Below are 17,020 nucleotides of genomic sequence, written 5' to 3'. Positions count from 1 at the left end.
CGCGGGCGTTGTGCTTGAACCAAAAGGAACGTCACCATGCCGCTGCGTCGCCTCTCCATCCAGTGGAAGATCACCTTGCTGGCCGGCCTGTGCCTGCTGGCCATCGTCGCCCTGCTGGTCGCCACCTCGCTCACCCAGGCCAGGCGCAGCGCGGCGCTGGTCAGCCAGGCCAACGCCGAGATGCTCGAGCACAGTGCGCGCCTGCGCCTGCAGGCCCACGCCGAGACCCAGGCCCTGCGCATCCAGCGCTATTTCATGGATGCCTACCAGTACGGCAACGGCTTCGCCCGGCTGGTGCAGGTGCTCAAGGCGCGCGGCGACAGCGACCTGCGCGCGGTACTGACGGCCCAGGCTCGCAGCGCCTTGGCGGGCAACCCGAACCTGACCGGCCTGTACCTGGTCTTCGAAGCCAATGCCCTGGACCACCAGGACAACCGCTTCGTCGCCCAGGCCAACCTGGGCAGCAACGACAGCGGCCGCTTCTCGCTGTACTGGTCGCAATCGAGCCCAGGCGCGCTGCAAGCCGAAGCCATGCCCGAGTCGATGCTGGCCGACGCCACGCTCGGCGCCAACGGCTCGCCCTACAATCGCTGGCTGACCTGCCCGCAGCAGACCGCCAAGGCTTGCGTGCTCGACCCGTACTTCGACGAGGTCGATGGCCGCCAGGTACTGATGACCAGCATCGCCCTGCCACTGATCGAGGGCGGCAAGGTGGTCGGCGTGCTCGGCCTGGACATTGGCCTGGACAACTTGCAGCAACTGAGCCTGGATGGCCGCCAGGAATTGTTCGACGGTCAGGGCCAGGTCAGTATCGTCAGCCCTGCCGGGTTGCTGGCCGGCAACAGCCGTGACGCCAGCAAGCTGGCCAAGCCCCTGGAGCAGACCGTGGCCGACGGCCTGCTGCGCGTCGCCCGACCATTCACCCCGATCCCCGACGCCGCGCCCTGGCAGGTCCTGCTGGAGCTGCCCGAGCAGGTGCTGCAGGCGCCGGCGGTGGCCCTCAACCAGCGCCTGGACGCCCATAACCAGAGCGCCAACCTGAGCAGCCTGTTGATCGGCCTGGGGGCGGCGGTCGCCGGCCTGCTGCTGGTCTGGCTGACCGCCCGCGGCGTGACCCGGCCAATCCTCGCCGTAGCTGCGCGGCTGAAGGATATCGCCAGTGGCGAAGGCGACCTGACCCGGCGCCTGGACTACGCCCGCGACGACGAACTGGGCCAGTTGACCGGCTGGTTCAACCGTTTCCTCGACAAGCTTCAGCCGGTGATCGCCCAGGTCAAGGGCTCGCTGCTGGAAGCCCGTGGCACCGCCGATCAATCGGCGCTAATCGCCAGCCAGACCAGCGCCGGCATGCAGCAGCAGCATCGCGAGATCGAACAGGTGGCCACCGCCGCCAACGAGATGAGCGCCACCGCCCAGGACGTTGCTCACAACGCCTCGCAGGCTGCCCAGGCCGCCCGTGGTGCCGACCAGGCCGCCCGTGAAGGGCTGGCGCTGGTCGACGCCAATCGCCAGGCCATCGATCGGCTGGCCAACGGCATGGACTCTGCGATGCAGGAAGCACGCGCACTGGAAAGCCGCAGCGAGCAGATTGGCTCGGTACTGGAGGTAATCCGCGCGATCGCCGAGCAGACCAACCTGCTGGCCCTCAATGCGGCCATCGAGGCAGCCCGCGCCGGCGAGGCCGGGCGTGGTTTTGCCGTGGTTGCCGACGAGGTGCGCAACCTGGCGCAGCGCACCCAGGTGTCGGTGGAAGAAATTCGCCAGGTGATCGAAGGCCTGCAGCAGGGAACCCGGGATGTGGTCGAGGCCATGCACGGCGGCCAGCGCCAAGCCCAGGACAGCGCCACGCAGATGGAGCAGACCCTGCCCGCCCTGCAGCGTATCGGCGAGGCGGTGACGGTGATCACCGACATGAACCTGCAGATCGCTTCGGCGGCCGAGGAGCAGAGCGCGGTGGCCGAAGAGGTGAACCGCAACGTGGCCGGGATCCGCGATGTGACCGAGTCGCTATCGGGGCAGGCCGACGAGTCGGCGCGGATCAGCCAGGCCTTGAACCGCCTGGCCAACCAGCAGCAGGCGCTGATGGAGCAGTTCCGGGTGTAGGTACACCTCTGTAGGAGCGGCTTCAGCCGCGAGCACCCGCACAGCGGGTGCCAGACGCCGCGTCGCCTGCATCGCGGCTGAAGCCGCTCCTACAGGGTCGACACCCCCCAAGACTTTCATGTCCCGTTGACGTTCTTTTCACGTTGCCTGCATTAGCGTCGCCTCCCTTACCCGCCGCTCGCCGGATCCGGCAATTTCAGGTTCATCGAGGCATACGTGTCGACTTCTTCTACCTCCACCCGCAAACGCATGGACTGGGCCGGCCTGGGTTGGCTGCTGCTGTTCTTCTGGTACTTCTCCGGCGTGACCCAGGCCCTGCTGCTGTTCAGCGGCACCACCGGCTTCGCCGGCTTTCGCGACGCTTTCATCCTCAGCAGCCTGTGGCTCGCCCCGGTTCTGCTGCTACCGCGCCTGACCCGCCCGCTGTCCGCGCTGATCGGGTTGGTGCTGTGGGCTTCGTCGCTGGTGGGCCTGAGCTACTTCGGCATCTATCATCAGGAGTTTTCGCAGAGCGTCATCTTCGTGATGTTCGAATCGAACACCGCCGAAGCCAGCGAATACTTCAGCCAGTACTTCAGTGTCACGCTGTGCCTGGCACTGCTGCTCTACACGGTCGTTGCCGTGTTGCTGTGGAGGCGCATCCGCCCGGTCACCCTGCCCCTGCACACGCGCCTGCCACTGGTCGTCGTGTTGCTGGCCGCAATCCTGGTCTACCCCTTCTACAAACAGATGGTCACCCAGGAACGCTCGTTCGCCGATGCCCGGGAAAAGGTCGAGCAACGCATGGAACCCGCCGTGCCGTGGCAACTGGTGGTCGGCTACCGGCAGTACCGCCAGCAACTGGACAACATGCAGGAACTGCTTGACCAGAACGCCGCGCTGCCTCCGCTGCAAGGGCTCAAGGACAGCAACGGCGACACGCCACGCACCCTGGTGCTGGTGCTGGGCGAGTCCACCACCCGCGAACACATGCACGTGTACGGCTACAACCGTGACACCACGCCCAACCTCGATGCCCTGGCCGCCAGCGACAAGGGCCTGACGGTGTTCCGCAACGTCGTCTCGCCGCGCCCCTACACCATCGAGGTGATGCAGCAGATCCTGACCTTCGGCGACGAAGAACACCCTGATCGCTTCCTCACCGACCCGTCGCTGATCAACCTGATGAAACAGGCGGGCTACAAGACCTTCTGGATCACCAACCAGCAGACCATGACCAAGCGCAACACCATGCTCACCACCTTCTCCCAGCAGACGGACGAGCCGGTGTACCTGAACAACCAGCGCAACCAGAATGCCAGCCAGTACGACGATGTGGTGCTGCCTCCCTTTGAAAAGGCCTTGCAGGACCCGGCGCCGAAGAAGCTCATCATTGTCCACTTGCTCGGCACGCACATGGACTACCGCTACCGCTACCCGGCGCAGTACGAGCACTTCAAGGACAAGCAGGGGGCGCCCGCGGCACTCTCACCTGACCAGGTGGAAACCTACAACTTCTACGACAATGCGGTGCGCTACAACGACTTCGTGGTATCGAGCCTGATCAAGCGCTACTCGGCGAGCACCCCGAACGGCTTCCTGCTGTACCTGTCCGACCACGGCGAGGACGTCTACAGCTCCGGCAATCACGACCGCCTGGGCCGCAACGAAGGCGATCCGACCCGGCCGATGTACACCATTCCGTTCCTGCTCTGGACTTCACCGAGCTGGCAGGCCAGCCACCCACGCGACCTGCAGGCGGCGGCCGCACGCCCTTACAGCAGCGCGCACCTGATCCATACGTTGTCCGACCTGGCCGGCCTCAGCTACGACCTTTACCAGCCCGCCAAGAGCGTGGTCAGCGATCAGTTCGTCGCCACACCGCGCTGGATCGGCAACCCCTACGCGAAGAATGGCCTGCATGACTTCGATAAGTTGCCCACTGGCAAGGCGGACAAACAGCAGACTGTCAGCAGTGACACGCCCAAGCCGGGCAAGATATGAGCAGGAAACAGGCGACGAGGAGCCTGGCACCGGCCTTGCCGGTGTTCGCCAGCAAGGCTGGCTCCTACGGGTTTGAATCCATGCCGGCAATCACGCCGTGGTGATTGCCTGGCGTTTGCCCGCATAGTCAAGGAAGGCGTCCAGGTCGCCACTGCTGAGCATGCGCGCCACCGCCTTCACCTCATCGACCGGCCAATCCCACCAGGCCGCCTCGAGCAGCGCCTCGCGCACGGGCTCGTCGAAGCGCCAGCGGATGAACTTGCATGGGTTGCCGCCCACCACCGCGTAGGGCGGCACGTCGCGCGTGACCATGGCACCGGCGGCAACGATCGCGCCATGGCCGATGGTCACCCCGGAGAGAATCATTGCATTGGTGCAGATCCAGCAGTCGCTGCCGATCACCACATCGCCCTTGCTCGGGGCATAGTCCTTGATATCGTCCAGGCCCTTGATCATGGCCGGAAACGGGTAGGTGGTCAGCCAGTCGGTGCGATGCTCACCACCCAGCAAGACCTGCACCCCGGCGGCAATCGAGGTGTAGTTACCGATACGCAGCACCGCATCGTCACCGAATTCGGTGACCACCGGCGTGCCATAGCTGCCCACGCCCACGCTGGCGCGGGGGTAGCTCAAACGGATCTTCTCCGCTGCCCGGTCGAGTTTGTCCATGGCGCGCAGACGCTTGCGCTCGCGGCGATTGATCAGTTTCTGCCAGAGATTCAAGAAAGGTATCCAGGGGCGAAGTTGGAAGGAATCATCAACGGTGGAACAACAGGCGCTTGATACGCCTGAACGTGGTCTTGTTGTAATGACGCAGTGGAATGCCACGCAGCAGTTCCCAGGCGTAGCCCTTGTCCGACACCACCGCGTACTTCAGGGCCTTGTGCACCAGCACCGAACGCCCCCAGGCGTAAGCCGGATGCTCGCGATACGGGGCGATGGTCCTGAGGTCGGCCTCGAGCAGCACCTTGAACTTTCGCGACAGGTTGTTGGGGTGGCGCCGGTAACGCGTGACGCAGACCGGAAGCTCATGGATTTCGTAACCCTGCGAGGCGATGCGCAGGGTCATCTGGAAGTCCTGGACCTTGATCGCCGGGTCATAGAATTTCGCCGCCCGCATCGCTTCCATGCGGTACAACGAAGCCGGTGCACCGATCACCACGGCATCGCGCAGGATCTGCTCGAAGCTGAAGGTCTTGATCTCGCTGCGTTGCTGCACCTTGGTGTCGCGGCCTTCCGTGTCCATGTAGGTGATCAGCGCCCCCACGCACCCTACTTGCGGGTGCTCGTCCAGATAACGGGCACGCACGCTGAGCGAGTGTGGCAGCATGATGTCGTCCAGGTCCGGCGTCGACACATAGACACCACGGGCATGGGCAAGCCCGGTGTTGAGTGCGCCGCTGACGCCCTGGTTGGCTTGGGTGAGGAGCGTGAAGTTGTAGGTTTTCTGCAACTCGCGCAGCATTTCCACGCTGCGGTCGCTCGAGCCATCATCGACGATGATGACTTCGAAGTTCGGGTAATCCTGAGCAAAGATACTCTGCAGGGCTTCCTGCAGGTACTTCTCGGCGTTGTAGCAGGGTGCCACGACGGAGATCAGCGGGGGCTGGGTCTCGCTGTGGTGCTCGCTTCCATGTGTCATTGATCTAAGGCGCCTCTGGCCGCGGTGGAATGGCCTCCCGACGGGCAACATGACAGTGTTGCGCCGGGCGAACGAGATTATACGCGATCAGACAGTGAACACGACAAAGCTGGCACATGCAATGCTGCCCACGGACTTCCGACAGGCCAGGACGGGCCCTCACTGCCCCAGTTGCCCCAGGTCCGCCGCCAACTGCAGCCTCGCGGTATACCACTCGACCACCGAGCTGACCCGGCGCTGTTGCGCACTCGCCAGGTCGTTCTGCGCATTCAGCAACTCGATGATGCTTCCGACCCCAGCCTTGTAGCGCCCCAATGCCACCCGATACGACTGGCTGGCACTGCCGACCAGGCGCCGACTGATGGCCAGGGCCTGGGTGCGCGCCGCGAGGGCCTGGCGGCTGCGCCATACACTCAGGGCAATGCTGCGCTCGGCTTGCTGCAGGTCCTGCTCACGTGCACCGGCCTCGTATTCGGCGGCGCGGGTCCGGCGCCGGGCGAGAAAGCCGTCGAAAATCGGCACGGTAACTTGCAGGCCCACCGTCCAGGTTTCTATCTGCTGGCGCGAAGCCACCTGCTCCACCGGCGTGTCGTCATGCCGATAACTGCTGTACAAGGCTATCTTCGGTCGCCCCTGGGCGCGCTCCGCATCGGCTCTGGCCAGGCTCGACGACCATTCGGCGCGAGCCTTCGCCACGGACGGGTGGTTGAGCCTGGCTTGCTCCATCAGGGCATCGACGCCGGCCATGAAGGCCGCTTCCTGTCCCTCGGGCTCATTCAGGGCCTCGAGCCGCAGCGGCGTGGACGGCGAAAGGCTGAGCGCACTGGCAAGCGCCCCCTGGGCCGTGGCCAGGTCACCCTCGGCCAGCACCCGCTCGAGCCGGGCCTGTTCGTAGGTGGTCTGTGCCTGCAAGCGGTCGGCCTGCTCACCCGCGCCAGCCTGATGCTTGGCGGTCGTCACCTTGAAGCTGTCGGCGGCCAGCGCCTCGATACTGCGACGCGCTTCGAGCAACGCATCATTGGCCTGCACCTGGTAGAACGCCTTGCTGGTGTCGAGTACCACCTGCTGGATCTTCGCCACCCGGCTGCTGCTCGCCGCATTGAGCAGTTGCCGGGCACTTTCCACCTTGGCTTCGCGCAGGCCGAAGTCGTACAGCACCCAGTTGAGGTTCACGCCATAGCTGCTGGTACGCGCATCCAGCGTCGAGTTTGCGTCGGAGAAACCCTCGTAACGGGTCTTGCGGTTGGCCCTGCCAGTGCTGGCGACGCCCTGCAGCGTCGGCCAGTAGGCAGACTGCTCGGCCTCCATGCTGGCCTGGCTGCTCAGTTGCATGCGCCAGGCCGCCTCGATTTCAGGGTCGGCGCACAGGGCCATGGCCACGGCCCGCGACAAACCCAGCGCCTCCCCGGGGCGCAAAGGCCCGGGGCACGCCTGCAATGCGCCGATGGCCAGACACGGCAGGCTCGACAGCGCAAGCAGCGCGGCCAAGCGGCGCCACCCGTTCATCGCGCCGCGTCTTGCCGGGGGCCATTGTCGGCCAACCGACCGTTGACCAAGGCCACCACACGCCGGGCCGAGCGTATGGTGTCCGGTCGGTGAGCAACGATCACCCGCGTGATGTTCAACGTTTGCAGGGCCTGGTTCACCGCATTCTCACGCTGGATGTCCAGGTGACTGGTGGCTTCGTCGAGAAACAGCAAGCGGGGTTTGCGATAGAGCGCACGCGCCAGCAGGATGCGTTGCTTCTGCCCACCCGACAGCACCGTGCCCATGTCCCCGACCAGGGTGTTGTAGGCCATCGGCATGCGCACGATATCCTCATGCACCGCGGCCAGCCGGGCGCATTGCTCGACCCAGCCCTGGTCGACGTCACTGGCGAAGAAGCTGATGTTGTCGCCGATCGAGCCGGCGAACAGCACGTCGTCCTGCAGCACCGTGGCGCTGATGCCCCGCAATCGGTCGAGGTTGTTCGCGTCCACCGGTTCACCGTCGAGCAGCACCTGCCCCTCGACCGGTGGCAGGATGCCAAGCATGACATTGAGCAAGGTGGTCTTGCCGCACCCGGACGGCCCGACAATGGCCAGCGACTCGCCCGGCTCGACGGTCAGCGACAGACCATCGAGCACCCACGGCTCAAGGTCCGAATAGCGAAACCGCAACTGACGCACTTCCAGCCGCGGCACCGGGCCATCCGGTGGTACATCCACCAGCCCTCCCCGCCCCTCGGCCTGCTGCAGCACGATGTCTGCCAGGCGCTCGCCATGCAGGCGCAGCATCACCACATCCACCAGCTTGTCGATCAGCCCCGCCACCCGGCCATTGAACTGGTCCTTGTAGGCGTTGAAGGCGATCAGCATGCCGGCGCTGAACACCCCCTCGATCACCTGCCTGGCGCCCAACCAGATCACCAGCAGTGTCACCGTGCCGAACAGCAAACCGTTGAACGCGCGATATAACAGTTGCAGTTTCTGCGGGCGCAGCCCGGCGTTGATCTCGTCCACCAACAGGCCGCCCCAGACGGTGGCGCGCTGCTCCTGGCGAGCGAACAGCTTGAGGGTGCGCACCCCGCGCATGGTTTCCAGGAAGTAGCTCTGTTGCCTGGCGGCACGCACCAGCTCTTCCTCGCTGGCCCGCCGCAATGGGCCGAACCAGGCCCAGCGCGCCAGCGCATAAAGCAGCATGGCGGCGACCGCGATCAAGGCCAGCGGCGGGCTGTAGAGGAACATCAAGGCCAGGGTCACCACCGTCATCACCCCGTCGAGCAAGGACTCGATGAACGACGTGGTCAGGGTGCGCTGGATCGCCTTGAGCGAGCCGAAGCGCGAGACGATATCGCCCAGGTGGCGGCGCTCGAAGTACGCCACCGGCAAACGCACCAGGTGGTTGAACACATTGATCTGCCACTGGCTACCCAACAGCGTGCCGAGATACATCAATGCCCAGGACCGCGCCAGCGACAGGGCCTGCTGGGCCACCAGCAACAAGCCGAAACCGAGTGCCAGTACGGCCAGCAGGTCGCGGTCGGCGCTGACCAGCACCTTGTCGATCACCGTCTGCAGGAAGAACGGCGTGAGGATCATGCACACCTCCAGCGCCACGCCCAACGCCAGCACATGCCCCAGCCCCCCGCCAAAGCCCTGCACCCGGCCGAGCAAACGCCGCAGCGGCAACGGGGTCTTCGTCTCGCCGGGCTGGAAATCATCGTGTGGCCACAGCTCGAGGGCGACGCCGGTAAAGGCCTCCGACACCGCCTGGCGGGTCAGCCGGCAAACGCCACGCGCCGGGTCGTGCAGCGTCACCCAACGGGGCCCGACCTCCTTGAGCACCACGAAGTGGTTGAAATTCCAATGCAGGATGCAGGGCAGCTTGAGCTGCTCCAGCGCCTCCAGTTCCAGGCGCAATGGCCGGCTGGCCAAACCCAGTTGCGCCGCCATGGCCATCAGTTGCTTGAGGGTCGCCCCCTTCATCGAGGGCGACAGCTTCTGACGCAGCGACGGCAGGTCGTGCACCTGCCCGTGGAAAGCCGCGATCATCGCCAGGCAGGCCTGGCCGCATTCGGCCGCCTCGACCTGGAGGATGACCGGCAACTTGCGGCCGACGCCGAAATTCAGGGATTGGGCAATGCTCACAGTCGTTTCCCTATGCCGCGCAGCGGTTCAAGCAGCCATTCATAGAGCGGCAGGTTTTCCAGCATGATGTCGGCGTCCAATTGCATCCCCGAACGCAAACGCTCCTCGCGCCCGCGGGCGAACAGGCTCTGCCGCTCCAGGGTGACTCGCACCCGGTACAACGGCCCCTGTTCGCGCAACGCTTCGGAGGCCACGCCCACGGTCATGATTTCATCGGCGGGCAATGCACTGCGCGACACCGAAACCACCGTTCCCCGGGCCAAGCCGAAATGCTGATAGGGATAGGCCTGATAACGCAGCATCACGGCATGGCCAGGCCGCACGAAACCGGCTGAGCGGCTGGGCACATACAGTTCGGCGTAGAGTTGGCTGTTCCGGGGCACCAGACTGAACAGGGGGCGGCTGACGTCGGCGCGGGCACCGTTGACCACGCCGATGGCGGTCACTTCCCCGGCGGCCGGCGCGGTGATGACGATCTGCCGCTTCACCTCGCTTTCCAGCAGGCTGCTCTGGCTCTCCAGCAATCGTCGGTCGAGGTCCGCCAGTTGCTTGGTCTGGTTGAAGGGCAGTTCGGCAAGTTCGGCGCGCAAGGCCGCGCTGTCGTTGCGCAGGGCCAGCAGCGAGCGGTTCAGCTCCTCGGCCCGCAAGCGCACTTCGAGCACCGCATCCTGCTTGGCTTGCAGCAGATCGCGGGAAACGAAGTCCTGGCGCTGCAGTTCCGAGTAGCGTTCAGCGATGCCCTGGGCCAGGGCTTGCCGTTGAGCAGTCAGGGCTATCTGCGCGGCAACCTTGTCCTGCTCGCCCTGCAGCATCGCCAGGCGCCGCTGCTTGCCCTCGCGCTCCTGCTGATGCAGCACCTTGGTTTCGGTGATTTCGTCGGCCAGGCTGCTGTTGCGGCGCTGGATCAGGCGGCTGATGGCGACCTGGTTCGCAGCGGCATCGCCGTTGTGGGTGTCGCTGACCAGGGTCAGCAATGCCACCCCCGCCTGTACCTGCTGGCCCTCGCTGACGGCAAGGTCCTGGACCACGCCAACCTGAGGGGCGAATACCTTGACCAGCCCCCCTTCAGGCACCAATACACCCGTGACAGCCTCGCGGCGGGTGTAGCTGGCAAGGCCGAGAAACAGCGCCAGCAGGACGCAGAACAGCACTGCGCCGGCACCCGCCAAACGCAACGACGGCGGCGAGACCAGCACCACGTTGCCCAGCTCCTTGTCCCTGCCTGCGTGCAGCGCTTCCTTTCGAAATAGCATTCCCTGACCACGATTCCGGCAAACCTGTACAACCAGCCTAAACAGGCAGAAACCCGTCGGCACTAGTACAGGTGGACTATTGCGCGAAGCTCATGGTGGTCGGCTGGAGGGCGCCACGACAGTGGCATCACGACATTAGGTCACCCGTGCTATTGCCGGAGACAGGCGGGGCGGGAAAGTATTTCGTCATGCCCTGGACCACAGGGCGTGCCCCAGACGGAACAACACCAACGAGAAAGAGGAAGCTCTCAATGAACACCGAACAAGAAAACCTCCGCACCCTCAGCACCGACGAACTGGACCAGGTCAGCGGTGGCTTCTCGGTCGAGGCCTTTGGCTACCATGTCGGCGCCGACGTCGTGAACTATGGCCAGGGCGACATCCTCCATGTCAGCTGGGGCTCGGACAACTCCTACAACTTCAGGGAGTTCCAGCTGTGCGCGCAGTGACGGGTCGCCGGCGGACATTCGACTGAAGCGCCATCGCCAGAGGTTCGACAGCCTTGGGCGGGCTGAACGGTGAAAACGAAAAACCCCGCTCCATTGCTGGAAGCGGGGTTTTTCATACTGCATATGGTGGGTCGTGTAGGATTCGAACCTACGACCAATTGGTTAAAAGCCAACTGCTCTACCAACTGAGCTAACGACCCGTTGGATGGCGCGTATATTACTGATTTCTCAGAGGAAATCAACACCCCACAGGAAATTTTTCAAAAATACCGGGTCGGGTCCTCTACACCGGCAGCCTTGAAGCCATCGGCACGCAAGCGGCAACTGTCGCACTTGCCACAGGCACGTCCCGCGTCATCGGCCTGGTAGCAGGACACGGTGAGGCTGTAGTCCACGCCCTGGGCGATGCCGGCCTGGACGATCTGGGCCTTGCTCAAGTTCTGCAAGGGCGCCTGGATACGGAAGCCCTGCCCCTCGACACCGGCTTTGGTCGCAAGGTTGGCCATGCGCTCGAAGGCCTCGACGAACTCGGGGCGACAGTCCGGGTAGCCGGAGTAGTCAACCGCGTTCACCCCGATGAAGATGTCGCGAGCTTCAAGCACTTCGGCCCAGCCCAACGCCAGCGAAAGAAACACGGTATTGCGCGCTGGCACGTAAGTCACCGGAATGCCCTCACCCGGCGCCTCAGGCACGTCGATGCTGCTGTCGGTCAGGGCCGAGCCACCAATGCCATTGAGGTTCAAACCGATCACCTTGTGCTCGACAACGCCCAGATCGCGAGCGACCCGGGCCGCGGCATCGAGCTCGGCACGATGCCGCTGGCCGTAGTCGAAGCTCATGGTGAAGCAGGCATAGCCTTCGGCCTTGGCCAAAGCCACCACGGTGGCCGAGTCCAGGCCACCGGAAAGCAGGATTACCGCGCGTTTGTCAGTCATGTCTTTTCTCTCAGCGTCCGGGTTCGTCGTTCCACAACAGCTTGTGCAGCTGCAGTTGGAAACGCACGGGCAGGTTGTCGGCGACGATCCAGTCGGCCAGGTCAGTGGCGCTCACCTGATGGTGGCTGGGCGAGAACAGCACTTCGCCCGCCCGCTCGGCCAGGTTGAACTGAATCAGCTTGGAGACCGCCCAGTCGTAGTCATCGCGGGAACAGATGACGAACTTGACCTGGTCATTGCGGGTCAGCAGCTCGATGTTCTCGTAGCGGTTGCGGTGAGACTCCTCGGAGCCCGGGGTCTTGAGGTCGACCACGCGACTTACCCGGGTATCGGTGCCAGCGATGTCGAGGGCGCCACTGGTTTCCAGCGACACCTCGTAGCCCGCGTCGCACAGGCGCTGCAACAGCGGCAAGGCGTTGGGCTGGGCCAGCGGCTCGCCGCCGGTGACACAGACGTAGCGCGGCTTGAAACCGGCCACCTGCTCGAGAATCGAGTCGAGGGTGCGCACAGTGCCGCCACTGAAGGCGTAGGCGCTGTCGCAGTACTGACAACGCAGGGGGCAACCGGTGAGGCGCACGAATACCGTGGGCAGCCCAGCCGTTCGCGTTTCACCCTGCAACGAGTAAAAGACTTCGGTGATGCGTAATGTGTCTTGCATGATCGCCACGGGCGTGACAGCTGAACAGGCTGTCCGCCTCCGTCAGGCACTGTCGCGGACTCGACATGGCGTTATCCGCGGCAGCGTGTTTACAAAAAATGGGGTACGGATTCTAACGAAAAAACCCGCGACAGGCGCGGGTTTCTTTCAAACGTGTTGCTCAGAGCTTTTGCAGGTCGCGTTGTGCCAGTTGCGCGGCGGAGGTGCCGGGGTACTGGGTGATGACCTGCTGCAGGATGCCCTTGACCTTGTCGGTGTGGCCCATGCGGCGCTCGACGTCGGCCAGCTTGTAGAGCGAGTCCGGCACCTTGCTGTGCTGCGGGTACAGCTGGCTGACCTTGGCGAAGGCCTGGCCGGCACCCTGCAGGTCGCCCTTGGCGAGGTTGACTTCGCCTAGCCAGTACTGGGCGTTGCCGGCGTACTGGCTGTTGGGGTACTTGCGCAGGAAGGCAGCGAAGGCCTGGCTGGCCTTGTCGAAGTCCTTCTGCTTGATCAGGTCGAAAGCAGCTTCATAGAACAGCTTCTCTTTCGCCGGATCACCCGGCTCGCCACTGGCGGCCGGTGGCTGCGCGGCGCTTGCGCCGGCGGCGGCACCCGTGGCGGCGTTGACGGCCCCACCGGTGGAAGAATTGTCAGGAGTCGCGGCAGGCGCGGCACCGCTGCCGATGCGGCGGTCGAGATCCTGGTAGCGCTCGAGGTTTTCCTGCTTCATGCGCGACACATCGTTTTGCAGCTCTTCGATGATGCCTTGCTGGCGGGAAAGTTGGTCCTGCATCTGTTGCAGCTGCATGAACAGCTGGCCGTTTGCAGAAGCAGGGGCCGAAGCCCCTGCCCCGGCATAGGCGCCGCTCGTGCCATAACCCGCAGGTGGATAGCCACCCGCGTTGTCATCTACTACGGGAACTGCAGCCCACGCCGAGAAGGGCAGGCTGAGTGCGAGGACGGTCAAAGCACGACGGCACATACGCATAAGAACTTACTTACGCAGTTCTACGCGACGGTTTTGAGCCCAGGACTGCTCGTCGTTACCGGTGGCAACTGGACGCTCTTCGCCGTAGGAAACCAGTTCCAGCTGAGCAGGGGAAACGCCCTGCAGAACCAGGTAGCGTTGAACGGCCTTGGCACGACGCTCACCCAGAGCCATGTTGTACTCGCGGGTGCCGCGCTCGTCGGTGTTGCCTTCCAGAACAACGCGGTTGCCGTTGGACTTCAGGTCCTTGGCGTGAACGTCCAGAGCGCGCATGGCTTCTGGCTTCAGGTCCGAGCTGTCGTATTCGAAGTAGAAGGTGGTGATTGCGCGCAGGGCGGCTTCTTCGCTCAGGGAACCGTCAACAGCGCCAGTGTTGGCACCGTAGCCAGCGTTCGGATCAACAGCGCCTTCACCAGCGTTGTCACCGCCTTTCGAGGAGCAACCTACAGCTACAGCCATGGCCAGAGCCAGCGCAGCGAATTTACCAAACTTCAGCATTTCCATCGTGAAACTCCTAATGAAACCCCAGTGTGTTAAGCAAAAGTATTACGCCGCAATCAGTTCAGGTAAGGGGACCAGGACGGTTCTCTGACTTCACCTTGAGCGGTAGGAAGTGGGAGCCTCACGCGGCCATTAAGCGACACGAGCATCAAGACTCCCCGGCCCTGCTGGCGGGTGGCGTAGATTAGCATGGTGCCGTTTGGCGCAACAGTGGGAGACTCATCAAGACTGGTCTCGGTGAGAATCTTTACACTTCCGCGCTGCAAGTCCTGGGCCGCCACCTTGAAGTTGGTGAAACCCTGCTGGCGATGGATCATCACCAAGGTCTTTTCATCCGCCGACAGTTTCGGGTTGGCGTTGTAGTTACCCACGAACGTCACACGCTCGGCACCACCACCGCTGACCGACTGCTTGTAGATCTGCGGCTTGCCGCCACGGTCGGAAGTGAAGTACAGGGTGTTGCCATCCTTGCCCCAGAACGGCTCGGTATTGATACCCGGGCCCGCGGTGACACGGCTGATCTGGCGCGAGGCCACGTTCATCACATAGATGTCCGGGTTGCCGTCCTTGGACAGCACGAACGCCAGGCGGGTACCGTCAGGCGACCAGGCCGGCGCACCGTTCAGGCCTTCGAAGTTGGTGACCTGCTCGCGGCGACCGGTGTCGATGTGCTGGACGAAGATGCGCGGGCGCTTCTGCTCGAACGAGACATAGGCGATCCGCTTGCCATCCGGTGCGAAGCGTGGCGACAGGATCGGCTCACGCGACTGCAGCAGGGTCACTGCACGGGCACCGTCGTAGTCCGAACGCTGCAGGGTGTAGCGGGTGTTGTTGGTCGAGAATCGTTCGGCGGTCACGTACAGCATGCGGGTGGAGAAAGCGCCCTTGATGCCGGTGAGCTTCTCGAACGACTGGTCGGCGATGTAGTGCGCCATGTCGCGCAACTGGTCGACGCCACCAGCGACGCTGCCGGTCAGCACTTGCTGCTCGGTGGCGACGTTGAACAGGGCGTAGCTCACCTGCAGGCGGCCGCCGGACGGCACGATGCTGCCGACCATCACGTACTGCGCGCCCAGCGCTTTCCAGTCACGGAAGATCACTTCGCTGGCCTGGGTTGGCAGGCTGATCATGTTCTGCCGCGGGATCGGCCCGTAGTAACCGGAGTTACGCAGGTCGTTGCTGATGATGTCAGCCATGTCTTCCGGCAGCACGCTACCGCCCTGCACGCCGAACGGCACTACCGCGATGGGGGTGGCCCGGTCGCTACCGCTGGTGACCAGGATGTTCTTTTCCTCTGCCATGGCCATGCCTGCCACGCAGCAGAGCAAGACCAGGAGTCCTCTCAGACGTTTAATCACAACGCTAGATCCTCAGGTGTAAATGTCATCTTGAATGAACGATATGGATTGAAATCGCTCGGCTTCAAGCCCTGCATCTCGGTCAACCGACCAATGTTCTTCACTGCGGCCACCGCCGAGCTGTCGAACGGGCCGTCGCCACTGGACTTGGCCACGCTCACATTGGTGACGGTGCCGTCCGGCAACATGTTGATCTGCAGAACTACCGTCATGCCCTTGCGCGCAGATGGCGGACGCGCCCAGCCCTCGGCCGCGCGCATGCGGATCAGGTCGTCGAAGTCGCCGGCCACCTGGTCACCCTGCTCGTCGGCCAGCGCCTGCTGCCGCTCGGTGGTGTCGGACAGCAGCTCGGCCAATGCCTGGGCTTTCTTGTCTTCCGCCGCCTTGCGGGCCGCTTCCTGTGCCTTTTTCTTCTGGGCGTCTGCAGCGGCCTTTTTCTTGGCCTCTTCAGCTGCCTTTTTCTTCGCGTCCTCGGCTGCCGCTTTCTTCTTGGCGTCCTCGGCTGCTTTTTTCTTCGCGTCTTCGGCGGCTTTCTTCTTCGCCTCTTCCGCAGCTTCTTTCTTGGCTTCTTCTTCGGCCTGCTTCTTGGCCTCTTCCTCAGCCTTCTTTTTGGCGATGTCGGCCTGTTGCTTCTCAGCGGCCTTCTTCGCTTCTTCGGCTTTCTTCGCTTCAGCGGCTTTCTTCTGCTCGGCGGCCTTGGCGGCTTCCTCTGCTTTCTTCGCTTCGGCGGCCTCGCGGGCCTCCTCAGCTTTTTGAGCGGCGTCGGCTTTCTTTTGTTCCGCGGCCTTCACGGCCTCCTGCTCGATCTTCTTCTGCTCCAGCTGCTCGACCTCGGTCTGGCGCGATGCGGTTTTCTTCGCTTCCCCGGCAATCTTCTGATTGGTCTGGGTGGTCGCCTGGCTCTTCGACTTGAGCTGGTAGAGCGTGGCCTGGACGATAGGCTTGGACGGCGGCAGCTCGGGCGTCATGGCAAAGCTGACGAACAGCATGCCGAACACCAGCACGTGCAGGCCAATGGCCCAGACACTGGGCCAGAAGTAGCTTTCCGAGGCGGATGGCTCTCGCTGCTGCATCAGGGCGCCTCGGTAATCAGGCCAACGTTACCGACACCGGCCTTCTGCAACCCACCCATGGCGCCCATGACCGCGCCATAGTCGACGGCCTTGTCACCACGAATGAAGACCTGGGTCTGTTTGCCCTGGTCGCGACCAGCGGCGATGATCTTTGTCACCGCACCGGTCATTTCCGGCAGGGTCATGGCCTTGTCCATCTGCTTGTCGGTGTCGACTTCGCTACCGAGGTTCCAGTAGTAAGTCTTGTCGGCCTTGATCGAGATAGTCAGAACCTGGACGTTGTTGTCCTGCGGCAGGGCTTCGCTGGAAACCTTGGGCAGATCCACCTTCACGCCCTGGTTGAGCATGGGGGCGGTCACCATGAAGATGACCAGCAGCACCAACATCACGTCGATGTAGGGCACCACGTTCATCTCGGCGACCGGCTTGCGTTTGTGGCGAACTCGGGCCATGGGTTTCTACCTGA

General features: G+C 63.7%; 15 protein-coding genes, 1 tRNA gene and 1 pseudogene. 4 read left to right on the top strand and 13 right to left on the bottom strand.

The window, feature by feature from the left end; genetic code table 11:
• Positions 1-36: 36 nt before the first annotated feature.
• The 3 genes and pseudogenes from P5705_RS26285 to P5705_RS01095 all read left to right on the top strand — a co-directional run.
• A pseudogene (locus P5705_RS26285) lies at positions 37-1,245 on the top strand (HAMP domain-containing protein); the annotation flags it as partial.
• Positions 1,246-1,347: 102 nt separating this feature from the next.
• Positions 1,348-2,103, top strand: coding sequence for a methyl-accepting chemotaxis protein (locus P5705_RS26280; RefSeq protein WP_431196910.1), 756 nt, complete (start codon positions 1,348-1,350; stop codon positions 2,101-2,103).
• A 216-nt stretch (positions 2,104-2,319) separates the two neighbouring features.
• Complete coding sequence (locus tag P5705_RS01095; protein WP_277459096.1) at positions 2,320-4,086, top strand: phosphoethanolamine transferase CptA; 1,767 nt, start codon at positions 2,320-2,322, stop codon at positions 4,084-4,086.
• A gap of 90 nt (positions 4,087-4,176) precedes the next feature.
• Here P5705_RS01095 and P5705_RS01090 read toward each other — a convergent pair whose 3' ends face one another.
• From P5705_RS01090 to P5705_RS01070, 5 genes are all read right to left on the bottom strand, one after another.
• On the bottom strand, positions 4,177-4,755 hold the full coding sequence (locus P5705_RS01090; RefSeq protein WP_277459201.1) for a CatB-related O-acetyltransferase: 579 nt from the start codon (positions 4,753-4,755) through the stop codon (positions 4,177-4,179).
• 88 nt (positions 4,756-4,843) lie between these two features.
• Complete coding sequence (locus P5705_RS01085) at positions 4,844-5,728, bottom strand: glycosyltransferase family 2 protein (protein ID WP_277459094.1); 885 nt, start codon at positions 5,726-5,728, stop codon at positions 4,844-4,846.
• 159 nt (positions 5,729-5,887) lie between these two features.
• A complete protein-coding gene (locus P5705_RS01080; protein ID WP_277459093.1) occupies positions 5,888-7,234 on the bottom strand; it encodes a TolC family protein in 1,347 nt (448 codons plus the stop codon).
• Complete coding sequence (locus P5705_RS01075; protein WP_277459090.1) at positions 7,231-9,357, bottom strand: peptidase domain-containing ABC transporter; 2,127 nt, start codon at positions 9,355-9,357, stop codon at positions 7,231-7,233. Before P5705_RS01075 ends, P5705_RS01080 begins: the two co-directional genes overlap by 4 nt.
• Positions 9,354-10,610 carry an HlyD family secretion protein gene (locus tag P5705_RS01070; protein ID WP_277459088.1) on the bottom strand — a complete coding sequence of 419 codons (1,257 nt, stop codon included), beginning with the start codon at positions 10,608-10,610 and terminating at the stop codon, positions 9,354-9,356. The genes P5705_RS01075 and P5705_RS01070 overlap by 4 nt, the downstream gene beginning before the upstream one ends.
• Positions 10,611-10,861: 251 nt before the next feature.
• On the opposite strand from P5705_RS01070, the gene P5705_RS01065 reads away from it, so the two are divergent.
• On the top strand, positions 10,862-11,059 hold the full coding sequence (locus P5705_RS01065) for a hypothetical protein (RefSeq protein ID WP_277459086.1): 198 nt from the start codon (positions 10,862-10,864) through the stop codon (positions 11,057-11,059).
• A 124-nt stretch (positions 11,060-11,183) separates the two neighbouring features.
• Here the strand turns inward: P5705_RS01065 and P5705_RS01060 are convergent.
• The 8 genes from P5705_RS01060 to tolR form a co-directional block, all read right to left on the bottom strand.
• A tRNA-Lys gene (locus P5705_RS01060) sits at positions 11,184-11,259 on the bottom strand.
• Between the two features lie 60 nt (positions 11,260-11,319).
• Complete coding sequence (gene queC / locus P5705_RS01055; RefSeq protein WP_277459085.1) at positions 11,320-11,994, bottom strand: 7-cyano-7-deazaguanine synthase QueC; 675 nt, start codon at positions 11,992-11,994, stop codon at positions 11,320-11,322.
• Positions 11,995-12,004: 10 nt separating this feature from the next.
• Positions 12,005-12,652 (bottom strand): 7-carboxy-7-deazaguanine synthase QueE, encoded by a 648-nt coding sequence (queE, locus tag P5705_RS01050; protein WP_277459084.1) that lies wholly within the window; start codon positions 12,650-12,652, stop codon positions 12,005-12,007.
• Positions 12,653-12,812: 160 nt separating this feature from the next.
• On the bottom strand, positions 12,813-13,622 hold the full coding sequence (gene ybgF / locus P5705_RS01045; RefSeq protein WP_213657924.1) for a tol-pal system protein YbgF: 810 nt from the start codon (positions 13,620-13,622) through the stop codon (positions 12,813-12,815).
• A 6-nt stretch (positions 13,623-13,628) separates the two neighbouring features.
• Positions 13,629-14,126: a peptidoglycan-associated lipoprotein Pal gene (gene pal, locus P5705_RS01040; RefSeq protein WP_008090230.1), complete on the bottom strand. Its 498-nt coding sequence runs from the start codon at positions 14,124-14,126 to the stop codon at positions 13,629-13,631.
• A 53-nt stretch (positions 14,127-14,179) separates the two neighbouring features.
• Complete coding sequence (gene tolB / locus P5705_RS01035) at positions 14,180-15,430, bottom strand: Tol-Pal system beta propeller repeat protein TolB (RefSeq protein ID WP_240063862.1); 1,251 nt, start codon at positions 15,428-15,430, stop codon at positions 14,180-14,182.
• A gap of 47 nt (positions 15,431-15,477) precedes the next feature.
• Positions 15,478-16,554 (bottom strand): cell envelope integrity protein TolA, encoded by a 1,077-nt coding sequence (tolA, locus tag P5705_RS01030; protein ID WP_277459076.1) that lies wholly within the window; start codon positions 16,552-16,554, stop codon positions 15,478-15,480.
• The gene (tolR, locus tag P5705_RS01025; RefSeq protein WP_011535155.1) at positions 16,554-17,006 is read right to left on the bottom strand and encodes a protein TolR; all 453 of its coding nucleotides are present in this window, start codon (positions 17,004-17,006) and stop codon (positions 16,554-16,556) included. Before tolR ends, tolA begins: the two co-directional genes overlap by 1 nt.
• Between the last annotated feature and the right edge of the window lie 14 nt (positions 17,007-17,020).

The organism is Pseudomonas entomophila (genome assembly GCF_029478665.1).
In the GTDB taxonomy this organism is placed as follows: domain Bacteria; phylum Pseudomonadota; class Gammaproteobacteria; order Pseudomonadales; family Pseudomonadaceae; genus Aquipseudomonas; species Aquipseudomonas entomophila_F.
Note: the sequence above shows the minus strand (reverse complement) of the source record. Positions and strands in the feature narration are given on the sequence as shown.